This is a genomic window from Perlucidibaca piscinae DSM 21586 (assembly GCF_000420045.1).
GTDB classification, from domain to species: domain Bacteria; phylum Pseudomonadota; class Gammaproteobacteria; order Pseudomonadales; family Moraxellaceae; genus Perlucidibaca; species Perlucidibaca piscinae.
The window spans coordinates 252,842-274,575 of record NZ_ATUE01000008.1 but is presented as its reverse complement, the minus strand read 5'-3'; the positions used below and the strand labels follow the sequence as shown (position 1 = coordinate 274,575).

The 21,734-nt window shown below is 66.6% G+C and carries 23 protein-coding genes; 16 read left to right on the top strand and 7 right to left on the bottom strand.

Annotated elements, in window-relative coordinates:
• Positions 1–43: 43 nt before the first annotated feature.
• Entirely contained in the window at positions 44–3,148 is a 3,105-nt protein-coding gene (locus tag F595_RS0110485) for a type I restriction endonuclease subunit R (RefSeq protein ID WP_022956830.1), read from the top strand.
• Between the two features lie 6 nt (positions 3,149–3,154).
• Here F595_RS0110485 and F595_RS14885 read toward each other — a convergent pair whose 3' ends face one another.
• The 5 genes from F595_RS14885 to F595_RS13785 form a co-directional block, all read right to left on the bottom strand.
• The gene (locus tag F595_RS14885; RefSeq protein WP_022956829.1) at positions 3,155–3,502 is read right to left on the bottom strand and encodes an HVO_A0114 family putative DNA-binding protein; all 348 of its coding nucleotides are present in this window, start codon (positions 3,500–3,502) and stop codon (positions 3,155–3,157) included.
• Positions 3,499–3,870 (bottom strand): toxin-antitoxin system TumE family protein, encoded by a 372-nt coding sequence (locus F595_RS0110475; protein ID WP_022956828.1) that lies wholly within the window; start codon positions 3,868–3,870, stop codon positions 3,499–3,501. The genes F595_RS14885 and F595_RS0110475 overlap by 4 nt, the downstream gene beginning before the upstream one ends.
• A gap of 159 nt (positions 3,871–4,029) precedes the next feature.
• Entirely contained in the window at positions 4,030–5,544 is a 1,515-nt protein-coding gene (locus tag F595_RS0110470) for a fumarate hydratase (protein ID WP_022956827.1), read from the bottom strand.
• Positions 5,545–5,626: 82 nt separating this feature from the next.
• Complete coding sequence (locus tag F595_RS0110465) at positions 5,627–6,544, bottom strand: alpha/beta fold hydrolase (protein WP_022956826.1); 918 nt, start codon at positions 6,542–6,544, stop codon at positions 5,627–5,629.
• Positions 6,541–7,797, bottom strand: coding sequence for a YihY family inner membrane protein (locus tag F595_RS13785; protein ID WP_022956825.1), 1,257 nt, complete (start codon positions 7,795–7,797; stop codon positions 6,541–6,543). Before F595_RS13785 ends, F595_RS0110465 begins: the two co-directional genes overlap by 4 nt.
• Positions 7,798–7,858: 61 nt before the next feature.
• On the opposite strand from F595_RS13785, the gene wrbA reads away from it, so the two are divergent.
• The 12 genes from wrbA to F595_RS0110400 all read left to right on the top strand — a co-directional run bounded on the left by wrbA (position 7,859) and on the right by F595_RS0110400 (position 17,169).
• On the top strand, positions 7,859–8,452 hold the full coding sequence (wrbA, locus tag F595_RS0110455; protein WP_022956824.1) for an NAD(P)H:quinone oxidoreductase: 594 nt from the start codon (positions 7,859–7,861) through the stop codon (positions 8,450–8,452).
• Positions 8,453–8,486: 34 nt separating this feature from the next.
• Positions 8,487–8,891: a DUF2069 domain-containing protein gene (locus tag F595_RS13780; protein ID WP_022956823.1), complete on the top strand. Its 405-nt coding sequence runs from the start codon at positions 8,487–8,489 to the stop codon at positions 8,889–8,891.
• Positions 8,892–8,969: 78 nt separating this feature from the next.
• Entirely contained in the window at positions 8,970–9,719 is a 750-nt protein-coding gene (locus tag F595_RS13775; RefSeq protein ID WP_022956822.1) for a thermostable hemolysin, read from the top strand.
• Positions 9,716–11,227: an AMP-binding protein gene (locus F595_RS13770; protein WP_022956821.1), complete on the top strand. Its 1,512-nt coding sequence runs from the start codon at positions 9,716–9,718 to the stop codon at positions 11,225–11,227. Before F595_RS13775 ends, F595_RS13770 begins: the two co-directional genes overlap by 4 nt.
• Positions 11,224–11,907 (top strand): TenA family transcriptional regulator, encoded by a 684-nt coding sequence (locus F595_RS0110435; protein WP_022956820.1) that lies wholly within the window; start codon positions 11,224–11,226, stop codon positions 11,905–11,907. Before F595_RS13770 ends, F595_RS0110435 begins: the two co-directional genes overlap by 4 nt.
• Positions 11,904–12,704 (top strand): SDR family oxidoreductase, encoded by an 801-nt coding sequence (locus F595_RS0110430; RefSeq protein WP_022956819.1) that lies wholly within the window; start codon positions 11,904–11,906, stop codon positions 12,702–12,704. The genes F595_RS0110435 and F595_RS0110430 overlap by 4 nt, the downstream gene beginning before the upstream one ends.
• Positions 12,701–13,342 carry a tetratricopeptide repeat protein gene (locus tag F595_RS0110425; protein ID WP_022956818.1) on the top strand — a complete coding sequence of 214 codons (642 nt, stop codon included), beginning with the start codon at positions 12,701–12,703 and terminating at the stop codon, positions 13,340–13,342. The genes F595_RS0110430 and F595_RS0110425 overlap by 4 nt, the downstream gene beginning before the upstream one ends.
• A 54-nt stretch (positions 13,343–13,396) precedes the next feature.
• Positions 13,397–14,056, top strand: coding sequence for a response regulator (locus tag F595_RS0110420; RefSeq protein WP_022956817.1), 660 nt, complete (start codon positions 13,397–13,399; stop codon positions 14,054–14,056).
• Positions 14,053–15,366 (top strand): sensor histidine kinase, encoded by a 1,314-nt coding sequence (locus tag F595_RS0110415; RefSeq protein WP_022956816.1) that lies wholly within the window; start codon positions 14,053–14,055, stop codon positions 15,364–15,366. The genes F595_RS0110420 and F595_RS0110415 overlap by 4 nt, the downstream gene beginning before the upstream one ends.
• A gap of 1 nt (position 15,367) precedes the next feature.
• Positions 15,368–15,703, top strand: coding sequence for a cupredoxin domain-containing protein (locus tag F595_RS0110410; RefSeq protein WP_022956815.1), 336 nt, complete (start codon positions 15,368–15,370; stop codon positions 15,701–15,703).
• Positions 15,704–15,706: 3 nt separating this feature from the next.
• Positions 15,707–16,465, top strand: a complete 759-nt coding sequence (locus tag F595_RS0110405) for an FTR1 family protein (protein WP_022956814.1) — start codon at positions 15,707–15,709, stop codon at positions 16,463–16,465.
• On the top strand, positions 16,462–17,169 hold the full coding sequence (locus F595_RS0110400) for a hypothetical protein (RefSeq protein WP_156873864.1): 708 nt from the start codon (positions 16,462–16,464) through the stop codon (positions 17,167–17,169). The genes F595_RS0110405 and F595_RS0110400 overlap by 4 nt, the downstream gene beginning before the upstream one ends.
• A gap of 5 nt (positions 17,170–17,174) precedes the next feature.
• On the opposite strand, the gene hda is transcribed toward F595_RS0110400, so the two are convergent.
• Both hda and F595_RS13765 read right to left on the bottom strand, forming a co-directional pair.
• A complete protein-coding gene (gene hda / locus F595_RS0110395) occupies positions 17,175–17,906 on the bottom strand; it encodes a DnaA regulatory inactivator Hda (RefSeq protein ID WP_169447019.1) in 732 nt (243 codons plus the stop codon).
• Complete coding sequence (locus F595_RS13765; protein WP_022956811.1) at positions 17,896–18,972, bottom strand: AI-2E family transporter; 1,077 nt, start codon at positions 18,970–18,972, stop codon at positions 17,896–17,898. The genes hda and F595_RS13765 overlap by 11 nt, the downstream gene beginning before the upstream one ends.
• A gap of 112 nt (positions 18,973–19,084) precedes the next feature.
• On the opposite strand from F595_RS13765, the gene purM reads away from it, so the two are divergent.
• From purM to F595_RS0110375, 3 genes are all read left to right on the top strand, one after another.
• The gene (gene purM, locus F595_RS0110385) at positions 19,085–20,125 is read left to right on the top strand and encodes a phosphoribosylformylglycinamidine cyclo-ligase (RefSeq protein ID WP_022956810.1); all 1,041 of its coding nucleotides are present in this window, start codon (positions 19,085–19,087) and stop codon (positions 20,123–20,125) included.
• Positions 20,126–20,200: 75 nt separating this feature from the next.
• Positions 20,201–20,863 carry a phosphoribosylglycinamide formyltransferase gene (gene purN / locus F595_RS0110380; RefSeq protein ID WP_022956809.1) on the top strand — a complete coding sequence of 221 codons (663 nt, stop codon included), beginning with the start codon at positions 20,201–20,203 and terminating at the stop codon, positions 20,861–20,863.
• 22 nt (positions 20,864–20,885) lie between these two features.
• Complete coding sequence (locus F595_RS0110375; protein ID WP_022956808.1) at positions 20,886–21,629, top strand: DUF3108 domain-containing protein; 744 nt, start codon at positions 20,886–20,888, stop codon at positions 21,627–21,629.
• Positions 21,630–21,734 lie beyond the last annotated feature (105 nt).

The window sequence follows — 21,734 nt, the reverse complement described above, 5'->3', positions numbered from 1 at the left end:
AGGCCACCATCCGCCAGGGGCGATTCAGGCCAAGGAGCAGGCAATGACGCTGCACAAGGAAATCCACTTCGAGGCCGAGATCTGCGCCCACCTCAGCCAGCATGGCTGGCTGTACGCCGACGGTGACGCCGCCCATTTCGACCGGCCTTCCGGCCTGTTCTTGCCCGACCTGCTGGCCTGGGTCGAAGCCACCCAGCCAGAGAGCTGGCAGAAGCTCAGCAAGACCCATGGCGCGGCCCTGCCGCAGGTGCTGGCCGAACGCATCCGCAAAAACCTCAACGAGCGCGGCACGCTGGATGTACTGCGCCGGGGCGTCGAGCTGCTGGGCCTGTCAGCCCCGCTGGCCTTGGCGCAGTTCAAGCCCGCCCTGAACCTGAACCCGGCCACCCAGGCTCGCTACGAGGCCAACCGCCTGCGCGTGGTGCGTCAGGTGCGCCACTCGCCCAATGCCCCGCAGGATGCGCTGGACCTGGTGCTGTTCCTGAACGGCATTGCCGTGGCCACGGCCGAGCTGAAGAGCAACTTCACGCAAAGCGTGCACGACGCAGTTGACCAGTATTGTTGTGACCGCCACCCGCAACCCAAGGGCGGCGTGCAGGAGCCGTTGCTGGGCTTTCCGGGCGGGGCGCTGGTGCATTTCGCGGTCAGCCAGACCGACGTGATGATGACCACCAGGCTGGCTGGGAAAGCGACCAACTTCCTGCCCTTCAACCGGGGGCACGACGGCGGCGCGGGCAACGCGCCCAACCCCGCAGGCTTCGCCACCGCTTACCTCTGGGAAGAGGTCTGGGCCCGTGACAGCTGGCTGGATATTCTGCACCGCTACCTGATCGGCAAGCGCAACGACAAGAAGCAGCCCAGCGCGGTCATCTTCCCCCGCTACCACCAGCTCGACGCGACCCGCAAACTGGTCGCCGACGTGCTGGACCAGGGGCCGGGCCAGCGCTACCTCATCCAGCACTCGGCGGGGTCGGGCAAGACCAACTCCATCGCCTGGACCGCCCACTTCCTGGCCGACCTGCACGACGCGCAGCAGCAGAAGCTCTTCGACAGCGTGCTGGTGGTCAGCGACCGCACCGTGCTGGATGCGCAACTGCAGGAAGCCATCTTCGATTTCGAGCGCACCACAGGGGTGGTCGCCAGCATCAGCAACGAGACCGGCAGCAAGAGCGCCCAGCTCGGCCAGGCGCTGAAGGACGGCAAGAAGATCATCGTCTGCACCATCCAGACCTTCCCCTTCGCGCTCAAGACCGCACAGGAGCTAGCCGCCACCGAGGGCAAGCGCTTCGCGGTCATCGCCGACGAGGCCCACAGTTCGCAGACCGGCGCGTCAGCCGCCAAGCTCAAGGAGCTGCTGTCCGCGCAGGAATGGGCCGACCTGCAGGATGGCGGCGAGGTCGACACTGAGGCATTGCTTGCAGCACAGATGGAAGCGCGCGCAACGGCATCTGGTCTGACCTACGTCGCCTTCACCGCCACGCCCAAGGCCAAGACGCTGGAACTGTTCGGCCGGCCGGGGCCGGATGGACTGCCCGCCCCCTTCCACGTGTATTCCATGCGCCAGGCCATCGAGGAAGGCTTCATTCTCGATGTGCTGAAGAACTACACCAGCTACAAGCTCGCCTTCAAGCTCGCCCACGATGGCCAGGAGTGGGACGAGAGGCAGGTCGAGCACAGCGCCGCCATGAAGGGGCTGATGCAGTGGGTGCGCTTGCACCCCTACAACATCGCCAGCAAGGTGCAGATCGTGGTCGAGCACTACCGCGAGAACGTGCAGCCGCTGCTCGGCGGGAAGGCCAAGGCCATGGTCGTGGTCGGCTCCCGCAAGGAGGCCGTGCGCTGGCAGAAGGCCATCCGCAGCTACATCACCAACCAGAACTACCCGCTGGGCGTGCTGGTGGCGTTCTCGGGCGAGGTGAACGATGCCGAGAGCTTCCCGGAGGCCGTGACCGAGACTAGTGCGCTGCTGAATCCGGGGCTCAAGGGCCGCGACATTCGCGAGGTGTTCAAGGGCGAGGACTACCACCTGCTGCTGGTCGCCAACAAGTTCCAGACCGGCTTCGACCAGCCGCTGCTGTGCGGCATGTACGTGGACAAGATGCTCGGCGGCATCCAGGCCGTGCAGACGCTCTCGCGCCTGAACCGCGCGCACCCGGGCAAGGACACCACCTACGTGCTGGACTTCGTGAACGACCCGGCGGAGATCCTCAAGGCCTTCCAGACCTACTACACCACCGCCGAGCTGGAGGGCGTGACCGACCCGAACATGGTCTACGACCTGCGCGCCAAGCTCGACGCGGCGGGCTTCTACGACAGCTTCGAGGTGGACCGCGTGGCGCACGTGGACCTGGACCCGAACGGCACGCAGAAGCAGCTGGAAGCCGCCATTGCGCCGGTGGCGGACCGCCTGCTGAAAGCCTACAGCGCCGCCAAAAACGACAAGGCACTGGCCGAGGACAAGCACGACGAGGCCGCCGCCAAGCACGCCAAGGACCAGCTCGATGCGTTGCTGCTGTTCAAGAACGACATGGGCGCTTACGTGCGCCTGTATGCCTTCCTGAGCCAGATCTTCGACTACGGCAACGCCGACATCGAGAAACGCTTCCTGTTCTTCAAGCGCCTGCTGCCACTGCTGGAGTTCGGCCGCGAACGCGATGTGGTGGACCTCTCCAAGGTCATGCTCACGCACCACACGCTCAAACACCAAGGCAAGCAGACCCTCGGGCTGGGCGGCGATGCCTACAAGCTCCCGCCCATGGATGCCGTGGGCAGCGGTGCCGTGCAGGACAAGCTGCAGGTGTACCTGGCCGAGATCATCGAGCGGGTGAACGGGCTGTTCGAGGGCGAGCTGAGCGACGACGACCAGCTGGTGTACGTGAACGGCGTGCTCAAGGGAAAGCTGCTGGAGAACGAGCTGCTGGTGCAGCAGGCGGCGGTGAACAGCAAGCAGCAGTTCGCCAACTCACCGGACCTGGGCAAGGCGCTGCTGGACGCCATCATGGATGCCTTCGAGGCGCACCAGACCATGAGCACCCAGGCGCTGGGCTCGGAGCGGGTGCGCGACGGGCTGAAGGACATTCTGCTGGGGCCGGCGCAGTTGTATGAGGCGTTGCGGGCGCGATCAGAGGGACGTGGCGCGGTGACGTGATGGCGCTCAGGCCACGATTCTGAATTCGGTCACCTTGGCGATCGGACGGACAGAACGGCTCTCCCGCCTCATCTCCACGAATCCATAATTGGACATGGTCTTGAGGGTACGGGAGAGATTGCCAGGCTTGCGCCCCGTCAGTTCGGCCAGCGAAGCAATCGATTGCGGCTTGGCTTCCTGGATGATGCGGATCAGCGCACGGTTCTCGTCGCTCAGCACTTCGGCCAGGGAACGCATGGAGGTGAACCAGATCTTGGGCTCGCCGGGCTTGGGCTTGTACTCCCCTTTCGCAATCGCCAGCATGCGCTCACGAATGCGCTCTTGCGGCAAGATGCCAATCACGACGGCTTTCATGTCTTTCTGATCTCCTGCAACACGTGATCGACTTCCGTGAAGAAGTCGCTCAACAGCTGATGCGCATCTCGAAACGCATAGGGCACGCCTTTGTCACTGACATGTCGATGCCGGTGGTCATAGGGCAGTCGCATACCTGCATGTTTGAATTTGCCGGGTGGCTTCACGGCATGCGCATTGTCATAGCCAAGAATTCGCCCGCCATAAGGCTCATGCAAGGTCAGCGAGTAGCGAACTCCATGCGGAATGGACGACGTTGGCTCGACGCGCCATGCCTCAATCTTGATCCAGTAGCCATGGCCCTGATCAATGATCTGATCATGCAAGTCAATCAGCGTTGAGATGCCAGCGTCTTCGCGTGCCTTCAAAAGTATCATCCGATGATAGCAATCATGGATCGGCACGATCAATGTGCCGGGTTGGGCTGTCAGAGCCGCACACTCGAAAAGTCTAGTCCAGCAATGTGGCGCTCGCTGGGAAATGAAAAGGCCCGCTTTCGCGGGCCTCCTTTTCAACCACTGACCGACTTACGCCGTGACCGGAATCTTCCCGATCTTGGCCTGCCAGATCTTCGGCGCCGTGTTGTGCACGGAAGTACCGTTCACATCCACCGCCACGCTCACCGGCATGTCTTCCACGACGAACTCGTAGATCGCTTCCATGCCCAGGTCCTCGAAAGCAACCACGCGTGACTTGCGGATGGCCTTGGACACCAGATAGGCCGCGCCGCCGACGGCCATCAGGTAGACGGCCTTGTGGTTCTTGATGGCGGCAATGCCGGCCGGGCCGCGCTCGGACTTGCCGATCATGCCGTAGAGGCCGGTTTCGGCCAGCACGGTCTCGGTGAACTTGTCCATGCGGGTGGCCGTGGTCGGGCCGGCCGGGCCGACCACCTCGTCACGCACCGGGTCAACCGGGCCGACGTAGTAGATGAACTTGCCGCGCAGGTCCACCGGCAGCTTCTCGCCCTTGGCGAACATGTCGACCATGCGCTTGTGGGCGGCATCGCGGCCGGTATACATGGTGCCGCTGAGCAGCAGCGTGTCACCGGGCTGCCAGCTGGCGATCTCTTCCGGGGTCACGGTGTCGAGGTTCACGCGCTTCGACTTCGAGGCATCGAAGGTCAGCTTCGGCCAGTCTTCCAGCTTCGGCACCTCCAGCTCGGCGGGGCCCGAGCCATCCAGCTCGAAATGCACATGGCGGGTGGCGGCGCAGTTCGGGATCATCGCGACCGGCAGCGAAGCCGCGTGGGTCGGGTAGTCCTTGATCTTGATGTCGATGACCGTGGTCAGGCCGCCCAGGCCCTGCGCGCCGATGCCCAGCGCGTTGACCTTCTCGTACAGCTCGATGCGCAGTTCCTCGACACGGTTCTGCGGACCGCGCGCGATCAGCTCCTGGATATCGACCGGATCCATCAGCGATTCCTTGGCCAGCAGCGCGGCCTTCTCGGCGGTACCGCCGATGCCGATGCCGAGCATGCCCGGTGGACACCAGCCGGCGCCCATGGTCGGCACGGTCTTCAGCACCCAGTCCACGATGCTGTCGGAGGGGTTGAGCATGGCCATCTTGGACTTGTTCTCGGAACCGCCGCCCTTGGCTGCGACGGTGATGTCGACCTTGTCGCCCGGCACGATGCTGTAGTGGATCACCGCCGGGGTGTTGTCCTTGGTGTTCTGGCGCTTGCCGGCCGGGTCACGCAGGATGGACGCGCGCAGCACGTTGTCCGGGTTCAGGTAGGCGCGGCGCACGCCTTCGTTGATGGCGTCGTCCAGCGACAGATCACCGAGGTCCCAGCGCACGTTCATGCCGACCTTGACGAAGATGGTGACGATGCCGGTGTCCTGGCAGATCGGGCGATGGCCCTCGGCGCACATGCGCGAGTTGATCAGGATCTGCGCCATGGCGTCCTTGGCGGCCTGGTTCTCTTCACGCTCCCAGGCGGCGTGGATGGCCTGGATGAAGTCCACCGGGTGATAGTAGGAGATGAACTGCAGGGCGTCGGCGACGCTCTGGATGAGGTCGTCCTTCTTGATGACGGTCATGGGGCTGGCTCCAGCGCAAAGAGTGAGCGGCACGGCGGCGGGCCGGCAAAGCCCGCACAAACGGCTGGAGTATAACGCCGCTTCAGGCCGCCGTGGCGCGAAGGTGACTTAGCAACTCGTCGAGTACCGCGTCAGGGCGCTCCATTTGCAGGAAATGGCCACAGCCCGCCAGCCGCTGGACACGTATGCCGGCCGGAAACATGGCCGGATCAACCAGGGCGTCGTAGAGCGCGGACTGCATGCAGCCGTCCAGCTCCCCGGTCAGTGCCAGCGTCGGCACGCGTAGCGGATAACGCGCCAGCATGAACAGGCGACGGGTCTTGCTGCGCCAGAGCGTGAACAGGGCGCGGTAGTAGCGCGTCGCAGCCCAGGCCACGTTGGCCTCGACAAAGGCCGCCTGCACCGGTGCGAACGCAGCCTCGCTGAACGCCCAGCCCGGCGACCAGATGCGCCAGAGTTCGCGCAGGCGCGCGCTGCCGTTCGCGCGTATGCCCTGCACCGCGCTCAGCGACTGCATCTCGAGCATGTAGGCCGAATGCTGCAGCTGTGACGGCAGCAGACGCCATGCCCGCTCCATGCGCTGGAACGGCGGGATCGCCAGCGTGGTCAGCGACTGCCAGGCGGCCGGCCGGCTGGCGACAGCCGCCATGGCGGCAACCGCGCCCCAGTCATGACCGACCAGATGCGTGACCGGCGCAGCCAGCAGATCACGCCAGGCCAGCAGATCCATGGCGGCACTGAGCGCGTCGTAGTCGGCATCGCTGTGCACGGAGGCGGGGGTGTAGCCGCGTAGCCAGGGCCGCAGCACGCGGTAGCCGGCAGCCACCAGGCCGGCGGCCACGGCATCCCAGCCATGCGGAGTATCGGGAAAGCCATGCACCAGCATCACCAGCGGCGCATCCGCCGGCCCCTCCAGCCAGGCGCTCAGGGTGAGCTGCTCACGCTGGAGGGTGATGCTCTGTCGCACGTCGCTGTCCAGCGGTGCATGCCGACCGGTCATGCTGCCACCTCGCTGCCCTTGCCGCGCAGGACGTCAGCCAGCGGCTGCGGACGCTGACAGGCCGCCTGCACCGGTGCCAGCCAGTTCTGCAGCGGGCCGTGCCAGAGCGTCTGGGCAAAGCGGGCATCGAGCCCGGCAACCCCGTTGCGGGCCATCGGCACCGGCCAGGGCAGCGCCGGCAGCCACTGCGCCAGATCAACCTGGCTGAGATCGCGAGCGAGACGGAACTCGCCGTCACTGCTGCGCACGATCAGGCGTTCGCGCAGCAGCCAGTCCTGCCACTCCGACCAGCCCCAGACCGCACTGCGCTGCACCTCGCGCATGACCTCGGTCTCGCTCAGACCGCGACCGGCATCGTGCGCAGCCTGCAGGCGAGTGAGCAGATTCATCAGGGCATAGAGCGGGTGACAGGGCGTGCGCGTCTCGATGTCGTGCAGCACCAGGGCACGACTGAGCTCGACGCCATAGAGAATGATCAGCCAGGACAGGTAGAGCCAGAGCAGGAACACCGGGAACACCGCAAAGGCGCCATAAACCAGCTCATAGGAGCTGAAGCTGGTGACGAAGATGCCGAAGCCGCGCTTGGCCAGCTCGAACAGCACCGCAGCCACCACCCCGCTGGTCAGGCCGGCGCGCCAAGGCACCCGGCAGTTGGGCACGGCTGTATAAAGCAGGGTGAAGCCGAGCGCGGTGAAGAGCAGCGGGATCAGGCCGACGCCGGGCGCGACGGTGCCGACCAGATCGGCGGCATCGCTGAACACGCGCAAGGTCATCAGGTAGGACGAGAGCAGGAAGCCGGCACCGAGCAGAAAGGGGCCGAGGCTGAGCACCGCCCAGTAGCGCAGGAAGCTGATCAGCCCCTGCCGGGGCGCCTTGACCTGCCAGATCTCGTTGAAGGCGCGCTCGATGGTCACCAGCATCATCAGCGCGGTGACGAAGAGGATGCCGATGCCGACCACGGTGAGCTGGCTGGCCTGCTGCGAGAATTCACCGAGATAGGTCTGCAGCTGCGCGCCGCTGCTCGGCACCAGATTGCTGTAGATGAACTGGCGTATGTCTTCGCTGATCGGCTTCAGCGAAGGAATGGCGGCCAGCAGGGTGAAGATCACGGTCAGCAGGGGCACCACGGCGAACAGGGTGGTGAAGGTCAGTGCGGCGGCGTGCTGGCGACAGTTGTCGTTGAGAAAATGACGCACGCTGGTTCGCAGCGCGTGATCCACGGTGTGCCAGTGCCCAACCCATGCCGATGTCATCTGCCGCTCCCTGATGCTTCAGGATAGTATTCCTTCCTGTCCTGTTCGTGTCGAGAAAACCATGTCAGAGCCCTATGTTCTGGTGCTGTATTACAGCCGCCACGGTGCCACCCGCGAGATGGCCCGGCACATCGCCCAGGGCGTCGAACGTGCCGGACTGGAAGCGCGCCTGCGCACGGTACCGGCGGTATCGGCCGACTGCGAAGCGACGGCACCGGACATCCCGGAGCGGGGTGATCTCTATGCCAGCCTGGACGATCTCGCCGGCTGCGCCGGCCTGGTGCTGGGCAGTCCGACGCGCTTCGGCAACATGGCTGCCGCCATGAAGTATTTTCTCGACGGCACCACCGCGCTCTGGCTCAATGGCGCCCTCATCGACAAGCCGGCGGCCGTGTTCACGTCCACCGGGTCGCTGCATGGCGGCCAGGAATCGACCCTGCTGACCATGATGCTGCCGCTGCTGCACCACGGCATGGTGATGGTCGGCCTGCCCTACTCCGAGCCGGCGCTGAGCGCGACCCGTACCGGTGGCACCCCCTACGGCGCCAGCCACTGGGCCGGCAGCGACAGCAGCCAGCAGGTCAGCGACGACGAGCTGCGTCTCTGCCAGGCCCTGGGCGAACGCGTCGCGCGCTGGGCCCTGAAGGCACGCTGACCCCCTTTTCCGCTTTCTGACTGCGAGATGCGCCATGACCGATGTCACCCCGCCTGATACCGCCCTGCTCAACGCCGAAGCCGCCCGGCTGCAGCGTTACAGCCTGTGGGCGCTGCTTGCGCTGATCGCCTGGCTGATGATCAGCACCGTGGCCACGGCGCCGGCCGGGCTGTCAGCACTGACCCTGCTGGTGGGCTGGCTGCTGCAGTCCCTGCCACTCTGGCTGTTCGTTCCCGGCCTGCGCGCCGGTCGTGCGCGCAGCGGGGTGTGGCTGGGCTTCGTGCTGATGTTCTACTTCGTGTTCGCCGTGCTCAATGCCTTCGCCCCCGGCCTGCACGGCCTGCTGGCAACCGTCGAGGCGGTGCTGATCAGCGGCGTGTTCATGCTCGTCATCCGCTTCGTGAAGGCGCAACGCGCCACGCAGAACGGCGCCCTCTGAATTATTTTTTCGTCTTAAGGATGCCTTAAGGTCCGCCCCCTAGTCTGACCCTGACGCCTTTCCCGTCAGGAGTTCAGCATGCTGTCGCTGCCCCGGACCGCCACTGCCGCGGTTCCCGCTGTCACACCGGAACACCCGGATCGCATTGCGCGGCTGCTGTCACGGCAGCTGGCGCAACATGCCGTGAGCTGGCATGACGAGAGCAGCCTCGATCGCGATGTGGTCGAAGACTACATCCACGCCCGCTTTGCCCGCGCCTACGATGCCCATGTCGGGCATTTCATGCCTGCCCTGCTTGGCTTGCGTCAGCACGGTGAGCTGGTGGCGGCGCTGGGTCTGCGCCCGGCTGCAGAAGGCCCGCTTTTTCTCGAGCGCTACCTGGACCAGCCCGTGGAACAGTCGCTGGCCGCCGCCTTGCGCCAGCCCGTCCCGCGTGACGGCATCATCGAGATCGGCAATCTGGCTGCCGATCACCACGGCGCCAGCCTGATGCTGTTTCTCACGCTCGGCAACCTGATGCGCAGCGCCGGCTACCGCTGGCTGGTGTTCAGCGCCACGCCACAGGTGGCTGCCATGATGACCAAGCTGCATCTGGCCACCCGCCTGCTGGCACCCGCCGATCCGGCCCGCCTCGGGCACGAGGCCGCCGACTGGGGACGCTACTACCAGACCTGCCCGCAGGTGCTGGTCGGCGACATGGACAGCGTGTTCGCGGCCGAGCCTGACGACCTGAACCGCACGACGCCACTGCGCCTGTTCGCGGACACCGGTGCCGCACTGGCCCCGCAACTGTTGCAACGCCGTCAGCGTGCGGAGCAGCGCCAATGAACCGCCTGCTCGCTGCCATTGCCGAACACGCCGAGCGCAGGCCGCAGGCGCCCGCGCTGACCTCGCCTGCGCTGAGCCTGGACTATGCCGGCCTCTGGCAGGCGGTGCAGGACATGGCTGCATGGCTGCGCACGCTGCCGGATGGTCCGCTGGCGCTGGCACTGGACAACGGCACGGCCTGGGTGGTGATCGATCTCGCCTGCCAGCTGGCACGACGCCCGCTGCTGCCTCTGCCGGGCTACTTCAGTGCCGATCAGCGCCAGCATGCCCTGGCCACGGCCGGCGCCATCGCCGTGCTGCAGCAAAGGCCGACCGACATGCCCGGCGGCACCGGCACCCTGACCGTGCCGTACTGGCCGGGCCTTGCCCTGACGCTGCTGCCTGTCGGCCGGAGCACCAACGACCAGACTGCCCCGGAATGCCTGGCCGGTCTGCCGCAGGGCACCGCCAAGATCACCTTCACCTCGGGCAGCACCGGCCAGCCCAAGGGCGTGTGCCTGAGCCAGGACAACCAGATCACGGTCGCCGAATCGCTGGCGACCGTGATCGCCGACCCCGCGCCGCGCCATCTCTGCGTGCTGCCGCTGGCCACGCTGCTGGAGAATGTCGCCGGCGTCTATGTGCCGCTGCTCTCCGGCGGCGAGGTGCTGCTGCCCGGCCTCGAAAGCCTGGGCCATGGCGGCAGCCGCACCCTCGACCCGCAGGCGTTTCTGGCACGCATCACCGAGGCCCGTCCGGCCAGCCTGATTCTGGTGCCACAGCTACTCGACCTGCTGGTACAGGCGGCAGGACAGGGCTGGCCGGTGCCGGACTCGCTGCGCTTTGTCGCCGTCGGCGGCAGCCGGGTCGCCCCGGAAGCGGTGGCCCGGGCTCGCAAGCTGGGCATCCCGGCCTTCGAAGGCTACGGCCTGTCCGAATGCAGCTCGGTGGTGAGCCTGAACACACCGGCACATGACCAGCCCGGCAGCGCCGGGCAGGTGCTCCCGCATCTGCAGGTGAGCACCGGACCGGATGGCGATCTGACCGTGACCGGCAACGCGTTTCTCGGCTATGCCGGACAGCCCGCGAGCTGGCACCCGGCACAGGTCGATACCGGCGATCTCGCGCGTGTCGATGCGCAGGGCTTTCTGCACCTGGCCGGACGCCGCAAGAACCTGCTGATCACCAGCTATGGCCGAAACATCAGTCCGGAATGGGTGGAAAGCCAGGTGCTGGCACATCCGGGCATGCGCGAATGCCTGGTGCTGGGCGACGCACGCCCGTACTGCAGCGCGCTGCTGTTCGCGCCGACCCTGGATGACACCACCATCAACGGCTGGCTGGATCAGATCAATGCCGGACTGCCCGACTACGCCCGCGTGCTGCGCTGGCAGCGTCTGCCGGCACCCCTGCAGAGCAACCCCGACCTCACCACCGCCAACGGCCGCCCGCGCCGCGATCGCATCGCGCAGCAGCTGCACACCCTGATCGACGCCCTGTACGCCCCTTCGGAGGAAACCTGTTCATGAGCTTTCACGACACCCTGGTGCAACACACCCAGTCCGCGGCTGCCACCCTGCAATCGGCCGCCATCATCCAGAACACCCTGCGCGGCGAGATCACCCGCGCCGAGTATGTGGCCTTCCTCACCGAGGCCTACCACCACGTCAAGCACACCGTGCCATTGCTGATGGCGGCCGGCGCCCGCCTGCCTGAGGACAAGGAGTGGCTGCGCGAAGCCGTCGCCGAGTACATCAGCGAGGAAGTCGGCCACCAGGAGTGGATCCTCAACGACCTCGCCGCCTGCGGCGTCGACAAGGAGGCCGTGCGCCACGGTCGCCCGGCGCTGGCCACGGAGCTGATGGTGGCCTATGCGTACGACACCATCCAGCGTGGCAACCCGCTCGGCTTCTTCGGCATGGTGCATGTGCTGGAAGGCACCAGCATTGCCATCGCCGATCGTGCGGCCGATGCCATCGCCGAAGCCACCGGCCTGCCCCGCAAGGCCTTCACCTACCTGCGCTCGCATGGCGGTCTGGATGTCGAGCACGTGAAGTTCTTCAAGGGCCTGATGGATCGCATCAGCGATCCGGCCGAGCAGGATGTCATCCTGCACGCCGCCGGCGTGTTCTTTCGTCTCTATGGCGACATCTTCCGCAGCCTGCCGGCGCTCGCCGCCAGCAGCACGGCGAAGAAGGTGGCAGCATGAACCTCGCCGGCAAGCGTGTCCTGCTCACTGGCGCCACCGGCGGCATCGGTCAGGCCATCGCCACACAGCTGGCGGCCGAGGGTGCCTCCCTGCTGCTGACGGCACGTGACGCGGATGCCCTCGCCGCGCTCGCCACCCGCCTGCCCGGCACGCACCAGGTCTGCGTCGCGGATCTGGCGAAAGCTCCGGAGCGCGCCCGGCTCGCCAGTCGTGTCGCGGCCTGGGGCGGTCTCGACGTGCTCATCAACAATGCCGGCAGCCAGCACTTCGGCTGGTTCACGGAGCAGCCGGAAGACGCCATCAGCCGCCAGCTGCTGCTCAATCTGGAGGTGCCGGTACTGCTCAGCCACGACCTGATGCCGCAGCTGGCCGTGCCTGGCGAAGCCGTCATCCTCAACATCGGATCCACCTTCGGCAGCATCGGACATCCCGGCTTCAGCACCTACTGCGCCAGCAAGTTCGGACTGCGCGGCTTCAGCGAGGCGCTCGGTCGCGAGCTGGCCGATACCGGCATCCGGGTCTGCTACCTGGCCCCGCGGGCGACCCGCACCGATCTCAACGGTCCGGCGGTGAACGCCCTCAACGATGCCCTGGGCACCCGCAGCGACAGTCCGCAGGTGGTCGCGGCAGCCGTCATCGCCATGCTCCGCAATGGCAGCCGGCGTCGCCACCTGGGCTGGCCGGAGCGCTTCTTCGCCTGGCTCAACCAGGTGCTGCCTGCCGTGGTCGACCTCGCCCTGCGCCAGCAACTCGCCCTCATCAAACGTTTCGCCATGCACCAGGAGATCAGCAAATGAATACCGCTTCCCGCGCCCGCGTCGCTCTGCTCGCCAGCCTGCTTGCCAGCGGCCTGATCCAGGCCGGCATTCCCGAGGACCTCGCCAGCGTGCAGAGCGGCTGGGCCGTCGCCACCTACCAGAACACGGGTGAACGCAAGGTTGCCGCGCTTGAAGGCCTGATGGCACGCAGTGACGCCCAGGTCCGCCAGCACCCGGACTCGGCCGAACTGCTGATCTGGAACGGCATCGTCAAGTCCAGCCTGGCGGGTGCCAAGGGCGGACTGGGCGCACTGGGTCTGGCCAAGGCCGCGAAGAAATCGCTGGACCAGGCCATCAGCATCAACGGTCAGGCCCTGGATGGATCCGCGTACACCAGCCTGGGCACGCTGTATGCCAAGGTTCCCGGCTGGCCGGTAGGCTTCGGCGATGAGCGCAAGGCCGAAACCCTGCTGCTCAAGGCACTGCAGATCAACCCCAACGGCATCGACCCCAACTACTTCTATGCCGACTTCCTGCGTGAACAGGGAGATACCGCGAAGGCACGCCAGTACCTGCTGCGCGCTCGCAAGGCCGCACCGCGACCCGGCCGTGAACTGGCCGACCAGGGTCGCCAGGGCGAGATCACCGCCGCGCTGAAAGCGCTGGACGGTCGTTGAGCACACCCGTGGCGGGATCTATAGTGCGTCGATACCGATGTCGAGTCTGAGCTGATGCGCCTGCTGCTGGTCGAAGACAATCCGTCACTCGCTGACGGCCTGCGTGAAGCCCTGCAAGACGAGGGCTTCGCGGTCAATCACGTGGCCACGGCCGGTGCCGCTCTGGCGGCGTTGCGCAGCGACCCGCCCGATCTGCTGGTGCTCGATCTCGGCCTGCCGGATCGCGACGGCCTGCAGGTGCTGCGCGAGCTGCGAAGTGACGGCATGCGCCTGCCGGTGCTGCTGCTGACCGCACGCGACACCATCGACGACAAGGTCAGCGGTCTCGACAGCGGCGCCGACGACTACCTCGCGAAACCCTTCGACATGGCCGAGCTGCTGGCGCGCCTGCGCGTGCTCGAGCGCCGTCTCGGCATCCAGACCCAGGCCACGCTGACCCATGGCGACATCATCCTGTCCACCAGCAGTCACGATGTCAGCCGTGCCGGGCAGCCGGTGGAGCTGTCGCGGCGCGAATACATGCTGCTCAAGTCGCTGCTGGAAAACGCCGGCCGCGTGCAGACCCGCGACACGCTGGAATCGCGGCTGTACAGCTGGGGCGAGGAAGTCGCCAGCAACGCCCTCGAGGTTCACATCCACAACCTGCGCAAGAAGCTCGGCAGCGAGGTCATCCGGACCGTTCGCGGTGTCGGCTACGTGATGCCTGCGGCATGACATCGATACGCCGCTTCCTGGTCTACCTGCTGGCTGCAACCTTCGCGCTGACCAGCTTCGTGGCCGCCGTGCAGGCCTATCACAGCGGCTCGCGCAGCCTGCGGCAACTGCTCGATCAGCACCTGATCGACTACGCGCTGGTGCTGGCACAACAGGACGCCACCGTGTCACGCCGCCAGCCGGTCAGCAGCCAGACCAGCCTGGCCTACCAGATCGTGTCGCGAGATGGCCTGGTGCTCGGCCGCTCGGCCAGCGCCCCGGACATGCCGCTCATGGCACTGAGCCAGGGTTTCGACGAGGTCAACTTTGGCGGTCAGCGCTGGCGCGCCCTGGCCACCCGTGTCGATGCCGAGCGCTGGGTGCTGGTGGCGGAGCCGCTGCGCCTGCGCGACCGGGTCACTGACGCGCTGATCACCGAAATGCTGTGGCCGATGCTGGTCGCGATTCCACTCGCCGCCCTGCTGATCTGGCTGGTGGTGGGCCGGGGTCTGAGCCCGCTGCTGCAACTGTCCGCACGCCTGCAGCGGCGTCAGGCCGATACCCTGGAACCGATCTCGCTGGCGGTCCTGCCGTCCGAGCTGCAACCGGTGCTGGCCGCCATCAATGACTGGCAGGACCGCCTCAAGCGCGCCTTCGAGCGCGAGCGGCATTTTGCCTCCGATGCCGCGCACGAGCTGCGCACCCCGGTGAGCACGCTGAAGATCCACCTGCACAACCTGCAGCGGCAAAGCAGCGGCGATGCCGCCCACTGGCAGCCCGTGCAGCGTGCGGTGGCCGATCTCGAGCATCTGATCGAGCAGATGCTCATGCTCTACCGCACGGCACCGGACCAGTACCTGGCACGGCATGAACGGCTGGACCTGGCGGCGCTCGCTCGCGAAGTGATCGCCGGCCGTTACGACGACATCGACCGCAAGAGGCAGACCATCACGCTGGAAGCGCCCTCTGTCTGCGTGGACGGCAACCGCTTCGCGCTCGCCGCGCTGCTCGACAACCTGGTCAGCAATGCCGGCAAATACACCCCCGCGGGCGGCGAGATCATCGTGTCCCTGAGCGCCCGGGCCGGCGTGGCCGAAGTGACGGTGGAAGACAGCGGCCCCGGCATCCCGCCCGAGCGCCGTGACATCGCCCTCGAACGCTTCCAGCGCCTGCAGCATGGCAGCGGCGACATTCCCGGCTGCGGCCTGGGTCTGGCCATTGTGCGTCATGTCGTCGAACGCCACGGCGGCCACATCCGGCTTGACGAATCACCCCGCCTGCACGGGCTGCGCGTCTGCGTGCAGCTGCCCCTGCCCCCCGAGGACACCTGACATGCGCCTGCTGCCTGCCCTGATGCTGGCCACTCTCACCGGACTGTCACCGGCTGCACACGCCGGCGTACCGGAATTCACCCTGGAGATCCGCCAGCACCTGTTCGTGCCGGACACGCTCACCGTGCCGGCCGGCACCAAGGTGCGTCTGCGCGTGATCAATCACGACCCGACCCCGGAAGAATTCGAGAGCTACTCGCTGAACCGCGAGAAAGTGATCATGGGGCACCAGCAAACCATCATCTTCATCGGTCCACTGTCACCCGGCAGCTACGATTTCTTTGGCGAATTCAACCCGCGCACGGCCGTCGGCCGCATCGTGGCCACGGAGCTCTGACGCATGCTGCTGGTCTCTCTGGTGGTGGTGCTGCGCGAAGTGCTGGAGGCGTCGGTCACGCTCGCGCTGCTGTTCGTGGTGGGCCGACAGGTCGGTCTCGGCCGGCACTGGGTGCCGGCGGGTCTCGCCCTCGGTGCCGCGCTCGCCAGGCTGCTCGCCGGCAACTTCGAGCAGATCGCGGCGTGGCAGGATGGCGTCGGCCAGGAACTGCTCAACAGCGTCCTGTCCGTGCTGGTGTTTCTCGGTCTCGCCTGCCTGTGCCAGTGGCAGGGCAATCCGGCCCGTCGCCAGCACATGATGGTGGTGATGACTGCCGTCTTCACCATGACCACCACGCGCGAAGGTGCCGAGCTGCTGCTGTACTACTCCGCCTTCTCGGCCGATCCCTACAGCCTGCGCACCGCCCTGCTCGGCGGCGCCATGGGAGTCGGCATCGGCCTCAGTCTTGGCGTGGTCTGCTACTACACCCTGATCCAGCTGTCCCGTACGGTGCGCCAGCACGGTACCCGGCTGTGGCTTGCGCTGTTCGGTGCCGGCATCCTGTCGCAGGGCGTGCAGATGCTGCAGCAGGCCGACTGGCTGCCGGCACAGCCCGCACTCTGGGACAGCGGCTGGCTGATTCCCGAGCATGAACTGGCCGGCCAGCTGCTCTATGCCCTGTTCAGCTACGAAGCCACCCCCAGCGCCCTGCAGCTCGTCGTCTGGCTCGCCGGAATGACCCTGCTGTGGTTGCTGCCCATGCGCCGCTGGAGGTCCGCATGATGCCCTGCCGCCGCCACAATGCCTGCACCACCCTGCTGTTGGGCCTGCTCGTGCTGCCTGCGCTCGCCGCCGGCGACGGCCTCGCCATTGACCGGGTCTACGAACCCGCGGTGACGGCACTGGAGCGCGAACTGGAAATGCGCACCCTGCTGCCCTCGGGCGCACGCGACAGCCTGACCCTGGGCTATGGTCAGAGCGTGGCGGAGCGTGTCGCCATCGAGGGCTATGTCACCCTCAGCGGCGAAGACGGCCGCGGTCTCGATGTCGCTGCCTGGGAAGCCGAGCTGCGCTGGCAGCTCAGTGAAACCGGCGAATACGCGCTGGACTGGGGATTGCTGCTGGAAAGCGAATACGAACGCGACGAACGCACATGGGAAAACAGTGTCAGCGTGATCGCCAGTCATCAGGCACCACGCTGGACCGGCACCGTCAACCTCGCGCTGGCCTACGAGGCCGGTCCGGAAACCCGCAACGAATTCGACACCAGCGCGCGCGGCCAGTGGCGCTATCGCTGGCATCCGCTGCTGGAGCCGGGCCTGGAGGTGCATGTCGGAGAAACCACGCGCGCCATCGGTCCCATGCTGGCAGGACGCCTGAAGCTGTCGCCACGCCAGCGCCTGAACTGGGAGGTCGCCGCGCTCGCCGGCGTCAGCGATGACACGCCGGATGCCACCCTGCGCACCCTGCTGGAGTGGGAATTCTGACGCGCTCAGCGCGCCTGCGTTTCCTCGAGCAGCTGGCGCGCCAGCGGTACCGACAAGGCCCGCTTGTCACGCTGGGCGCGCTGATCGAGGCGATCGATCAGGGCCATGAAGCGCCCGAGAGGACGCGGACCGCGCTCGATCAGGTAACGCTGCAACTCGGCCTCGAGAACCCAGCCACGACGTTGCGCGGTGGCCTGAAGCAGCTCCACGCGCACCGCATCCGACGGCGACGGCAGGCTGTAGACGCTGGCGCGCGCCAGCCGCGAACGCAGATCCGGCAGCTGCAAGGGCAGACCGGCCGGCGGCATTGCCGAGGTCACCAGCAGGCGTCCGCCACTGTCCTGCAAGCGGTTGTAGAGATTGAACAGTGCTTCTTCCCATGCCGGCCAGCCGGCTGCCGCTTCGATGTCATCCAGCACCACCAGATCGCAGTGCTCGAGACCATCAAGCATTTCAGCGGGCAGGAACACGACCTGGCGCAGCGGCAGCATGACCACGCGGGAGAGGCGCTGGCTGGCGTCGGCCACGAAGGCATTGACCAGCAGCGAGCGGCCGGCGCCCGGTTCGCCCCAGACATGGAGCTGGGCAACCTCGCCGCGACAGAGCGCGTCCAGTGCCGCGAGCACCGGCGCGAACGCCTGCCCGGGCAGATCGGCAAGGGTCAGCACTGGCGCGGACTGCAGGGGCAGCAGCAGCTGCTCCTGCGGCATGAACAGATCGGGGGTGTCACTCGTCACGCAGGACATCCCCGCCCTGGTAGAAGGTGCTGCGCAGGTAGCTGGCGTGGGCATGGCGCAGCAGCACCACCAGGATGGCCGCAACCGGCAGCGCCAGCAGCATGCCGAAGAAGCCGAACAGCTGACCGCCGGCCATGATGGCGAAGATCACGCCCACCGGCGGCAGACCGATGCGATCACCGACCAGCCAGGGCTGCAGCACCCAGCCCTCGAGAATCTGGCCGATGCCGAACACCAGCCAGACCAGCAGCACCGGCTCCAGCACGAGGCCGAACTGGAACAGCGCGACGATGGTGGCGGTGATGATGCCGATGATGAAGCCGAAATAGGGAATGATGCTGGCCAGCCCGGCCACCAGGCCGATGACCATGGCCAGCTTGATGCCGACCAGCTGCAGACCGACGCCATAGATCAGGCCCAGCGCCACCATGACCAGCAGCTGTCCGCGCAGGAAAGCGGCGAGCACGTCATCACATTCGCGCGCGAGATCGACCAGCCGGGGCTCAAGCCGGCGCGGCAGCAGATGACGGATCTTTTCCATCAGCGTTTCCCAGTCCAGCAGCAGATAGAAGGTCACCACCGGAATCAGCGCGATCAGGCCCAGCGTGGCCGCAACGTGCAGGCCCGACTGCGCCAGCGTGGTCAGCAGTTGCGAGGTGCTGGCATCGGCTCCCTGCCAGAACGCGGTCAGCCACTGCGTGATGCGATCCATGTCGAGGCGGTCGATGTTGACGTGCAGCTTGTTCTCCAGCCAGGGAATGCCCTGCCGGTTCATCCAGCGCAGCGCCGAGGGAATGCGCGATTCCAGGTAGACCAGCTGCTCCCACAGACGCGGCAGCAGCAACAGCAGCGCCAGCGTGGTGCTCAGGAACAGCGCCGTGAACGCTGCCGATACCGCCGTGATGCGGCGGCAGCCGAAGCGCATGAGCTGATTCACCAGCGGATTGGCAAGATAGGCCAGCAGGGCGCCGACCAGGAATGGCATCAGGATGGGCTTGAGGGCATGAATCAGTGCAGCGGTCAGCACGATGCCGAGCAGGATCATCCAGCGGTTGCGGTCAGTCATGCGCCATCCTCGTGTCTTCTGCCGGGTATTGTGCGGAGCCGGTGCCATGACGGGCAAGCGCTGTGCTGATAGAATGCGCGCTTCATTTGCCACCGCTCGCCGAGTTTTTGCCATGACCGACCAGAAGCCCTCGCTCAGTTACAAGGATGCAGGTGTCGACATCGACGCCGGAGACCACCTGGTCGAACGCATCAAGGGCGTGGCGAAACGCACCAAGCGTCCGGAAGTCATGGGCGGCCTCGGCGGCTTCGGCGCGCTCTGCGAGATCCCGGCCGGCTACCGCCAGCCGGTGCTGGTGTCCGGCACCGACGGCGTCGGCACCAAGCTCAAGCTGGCCCTGCAGCTGAAGCGCCACGAGCACATCGGCATCGACCTGGTGGCCATGTGCGTCAACGACATCGTGGTCACCGGCGCCGAATCCCTGTTCTTCCTCGACTACTACGCCACTGGCCACCTCAACGTGGACACCGCCGCCACCGTGGTCACCGGCATCGGTGAAGGCTGCCTGCAGGCCGGCTGCTCGCTGGTCGGCGGCGAGACCGCTGAAATGCCCGGCATGTACGAAGGCGAGGACTATGACCTGGCCGGCTTCGCGGTCGGCGTGGTGGAAAAGTCCGAGATCATCGACGGCAGCAAGGTCAAGGCCGGCGACGTGCTGATCGGCGTGGCCTCCAGCGGGGCACACTCCAACGGCTACTCGCTGGTGCGCAAGATCATCGACGTGTCCGGCGCCGACCTGACCCAGGACCTGGCTGGTCGTCCGCTCGCCGACGTGGTGATGACCCCGACGCGCATCTACGTGAAGTCCATGCTGGCCATGATCAAGGCCCTGCCCGTCCACGCCCTCGCCCACATCACCGGCGGCGGCCTGCCCGGCAACCTGCCGCGCGTGCTGCCGGAAGGCTGCGATGCCGTCGTCAACGAGTCGTCCTGGACCTGGCCGCCGCTGTTCCAGTGGCTGCAGGCGCAAGGCAACGTCGAGCGTTTCGAGATGTACCGCACCTTCAACTGCGGCGTCGGCATGGTCGTCGTGGTGCCGGCCGAGCAGGCCGATGCCGCCATTGCCCAGCTCCAGTCCACTGGCGAAACCGCCTGGAAACTGGGCGAGATCGTGCCGTCGACGCATGCCGAACCGACCGTGGTGTTCGCCTGAGCATGCGGCGTCCGCAGCCTGCGACCGCAGGTCGTCTGACGGCCGTCACCGGCCTGTGAAGGAGCCTGTGCCGGCATGAGCCTGCGTCTGGTGGTGCTGATTTCCGGCTCGGGCTCCAACCTGCAAGCCATCCTCGATGCCTGCGGACAACGCCAGGCAGGCCGTCACGCCGACATCGACGTGATGCCGGCACAGGTGGTCGGCGTCCTGAGCAATCGCAGTGATGCGCTCGGACTGTCACGTGCCGCCCGTGCCGGCGTTGCCACCGCGACGCTGGCGCACACCGACTTCGCCGATCGTGCCGCCTTCGACCAGGCCATGATCGCCGTGATCGACCGCTGGCAGCCGGATGTGGTGGTGCTGGCAGGCTTCATGCGCATCCTGACGCCAGCCTTCGTGCAGCACTACAGCGGTCGCCTGCTCAACATCCATCCCTCGCTGCTGCCGCTGCACAAGGGTCTGAACACGCACCAGCGAGCCATCGATGCAGGCGATGTCGAACACGGCTGCTCGGTGCACCTGGTCAATGCCGAGCTCGATGGCGGCCCGGTCATCGCCCAGGCGGCCCTGCGCGTTGAGGAATCGGATACCGCCGAGACCCTGGCGCAGCGCGTGCACGCCCTCGAACACCGGCTCTACCCCGCTGTGCTAGGCTGGGTGGCAAATGGCCGGCTTCAGCTCGACACCGTGCCGCCGCGACTCGACGGCCAGCCCCTGACCACCCCGATACGCCTGTGATGACGGGCGCGAGAGGCCCCACATGCGCACACGCCATCCGCTGCTTCTGCTGCCCCTGCTGACCCTGCCCCTGCTCGGCTGCGCCAGCAGCAGCGCCCAGACCAACCCGACCGCAGTGCCTGCCACGCCCGCTGCAGCACCGGCAGCCACTCTGCCCGTGGCGGCCAATGCCCAGCGCTACCTGCTGAGCTGGGATGGCCAGCTCACCGGCAGTGCCGTGCGTCGCCTGAGCTGCCAGCACGCCAGCTGCACCTTCCGCACCGACGCCCAGGTGCCCGGACTGGCAACGCTCACCGAGGAAAGCCGCTTCCAGTGGCGCCATGACCGGGTCGTGTTCCAGCGCTACCAACGCGATCTGCAGCTGCTGCTGTTCCCGCAATCGGTCAGCATCGTGCGCGAAGCCGACGGCCAGTTCGTGACCCAGCGCAAGGGCAAGACCCGCCGCTATCCGGGTCAGGATGACGCGGTCGATCTGCTGGGACTGGAGGTGCAGCTGCGTGCCGACCGTCTCGCCGGCAAGACCCCCAAGGCCAGCTATGCCCTGGCCGAGGTGAAAGGCATCACGCCCGTGTCGCTGACACGACTCGACAACGTCACGCTCACGCTCAACGGCAAGGCCTGGGGCACCGAGGTCTATGAACGCCGCGACGGCCAGCGTCTGACCACGCTGTGGCTGGCGCCCGATCTGGGTTTCGTGCCGGTGCAGATCGTGCACCAGGACGGACCGGAGACTTACCGGATGATCTGGCAGGGCCCTGCCGACTGATCAGCAGTCGCTGGCGTCCGATCGGAGCCGGGGGCTGGCGCAGGGAAAACCGTCGCACGCCATGGATGGCGTGCGCGAGCCTACAGGGACGTATTCACGGCGTGT

Coding starts and splice junctions, on each gene's coding strand:
- F595_RS0110485 (WP_022956830.1), top strand. CDS start 44: ATGACGCTGCACAAGGAAATCCACTTCGAGGCCGAGATCTGCGCCCAC.
- F595_RS14885 (WP_022956829.1), bottom strand. CDS start 3,502: ATGAAAGCCGTCGTGATTGGCATCTTGCCGCAAGAGCGCATTCGTGAG.
- F595_RS0110470 (WP_022956827.1), bottom strand. CDS start 5,544: ATGACCGTCATCAAGAAGGACGACCTCATCCAGAGCGTCGCCGACGCC.
- F595_RS0110465 (WP_022956826.1), bottom strand. CDS start 6,544: ATGACCGGTCGGCATGCACCGCTGGACAGCGACGTGCGACAGAGCATC.
- F595_RS13785 (WP_022956825.1), bottom strand. CDS start 7,797: ATGACATCGGCATGGGTTGGGCACTGGCACACCGTGGATCACGCGCTG.
- wrbA (WP_022956824.1), top strand. CDS start 7,859: ATGTCAGAGCCCTATGTTCTGGTGCTGTATTACAGCCGCCACGGTGCC.
- F595_RS13780 (WP_022956823.1), top strand. CDS start 8,487: ATGACCGATGTCACCCCGCCTGATACCGCCCTGCTCAACGCCGAAGCC.
- F595_RS13775 (WP_022956822.1), top strand. CDS start 8,970: ATGCTGTCGCTGCCCCGGACCGCCACTGCCGCGGTTCCCGCTGTCACA.
- F595_RS13770 (WP_022956821.1), top strand. CDS start 9,716: ATGAACCGCCTGCTCGCTGCCATTGCCGAACACGCCGAGCGCAGGCCG.
- F595_RS0110435 (WP_022956820.1), top strand. CDS start 11,224: ATGAGCTTTCACGACACCCTGGTGCAACACACCCAGTCCGCGGCTGCC.
- F595_RS0110430 (WP_022956819.1), top strand. CDS start 11,904: ATGAACCTCGCCGGCAAGCGTGTCCTGCTCACTGGCGCCACCGGCGGC.
- F595_RS0110425 (WP_022956818.1), top strand. CDS start 12,701: ATGAATACCGCTTCCCGCGCCCGCGTCGCTCTGCTCGCCAGCCTGCTT.
- F595_RS0110420 (WP_022956817.1), top strand. CDS start 13,397: ATGCGCCTGCTGCTGGTCGAAGACAATCCGTCACTCGCTGACGGCCTG.
- F595_RS0110415 (WP_022956816.1), top strand. CDS start 14,053: ATGACATCGATACGCCGCTTCCTGGTCTACCTGCTGGCTGCAACCTTC.
- F595_RS0110410 (WP_022956815.1), top strand. CDS start 15,368: ATGCGCCTGCTGCCTGCCCTGATGCTGGCCACTCTCACCGGACTGTCA.
- F595_RS0110405 (WP_022956814.1), top strand. CDS start 15,707: ATGCTGCTGGTCTCTCTGGTGGTGGTGCTGCGCGAAGTGCTGGAGGCG.
- F595_RS0110400 (WP_156873864.1), top strand. CDS start 16,462: ATGATGCCCTGCCGCCGCCACAATGCCTGCACCACCCTGCTGTTGGGC.
- F595_RS13765 (WP_022956811.1), bottom strand. CDS start 18,972: ATGACTGACCGCAACCGCTGGATGATCCTGCTCGGCATCGTGCTGACC.
- purM (WP_022956810.1), top strand. CDS start 19,085: ATGACCGACCAGAAGCCCTCGCTCAGTTACAAGGATGCAGGTGTCGAC.
- purN (WP_022956809.1), top strand. CDS start 20,201: ATGAGCCTGCGTCTGGTGGTGCTGATTTCCGGCTCGGGCTCCAACCTG.
- F595_RS0110375 (WP_022956808.1), top strand. CDS start 20,886: ATGCGCACACGCCATCCGCTGCTTCTGCTGCCCCTGCTGACCCTGCCC.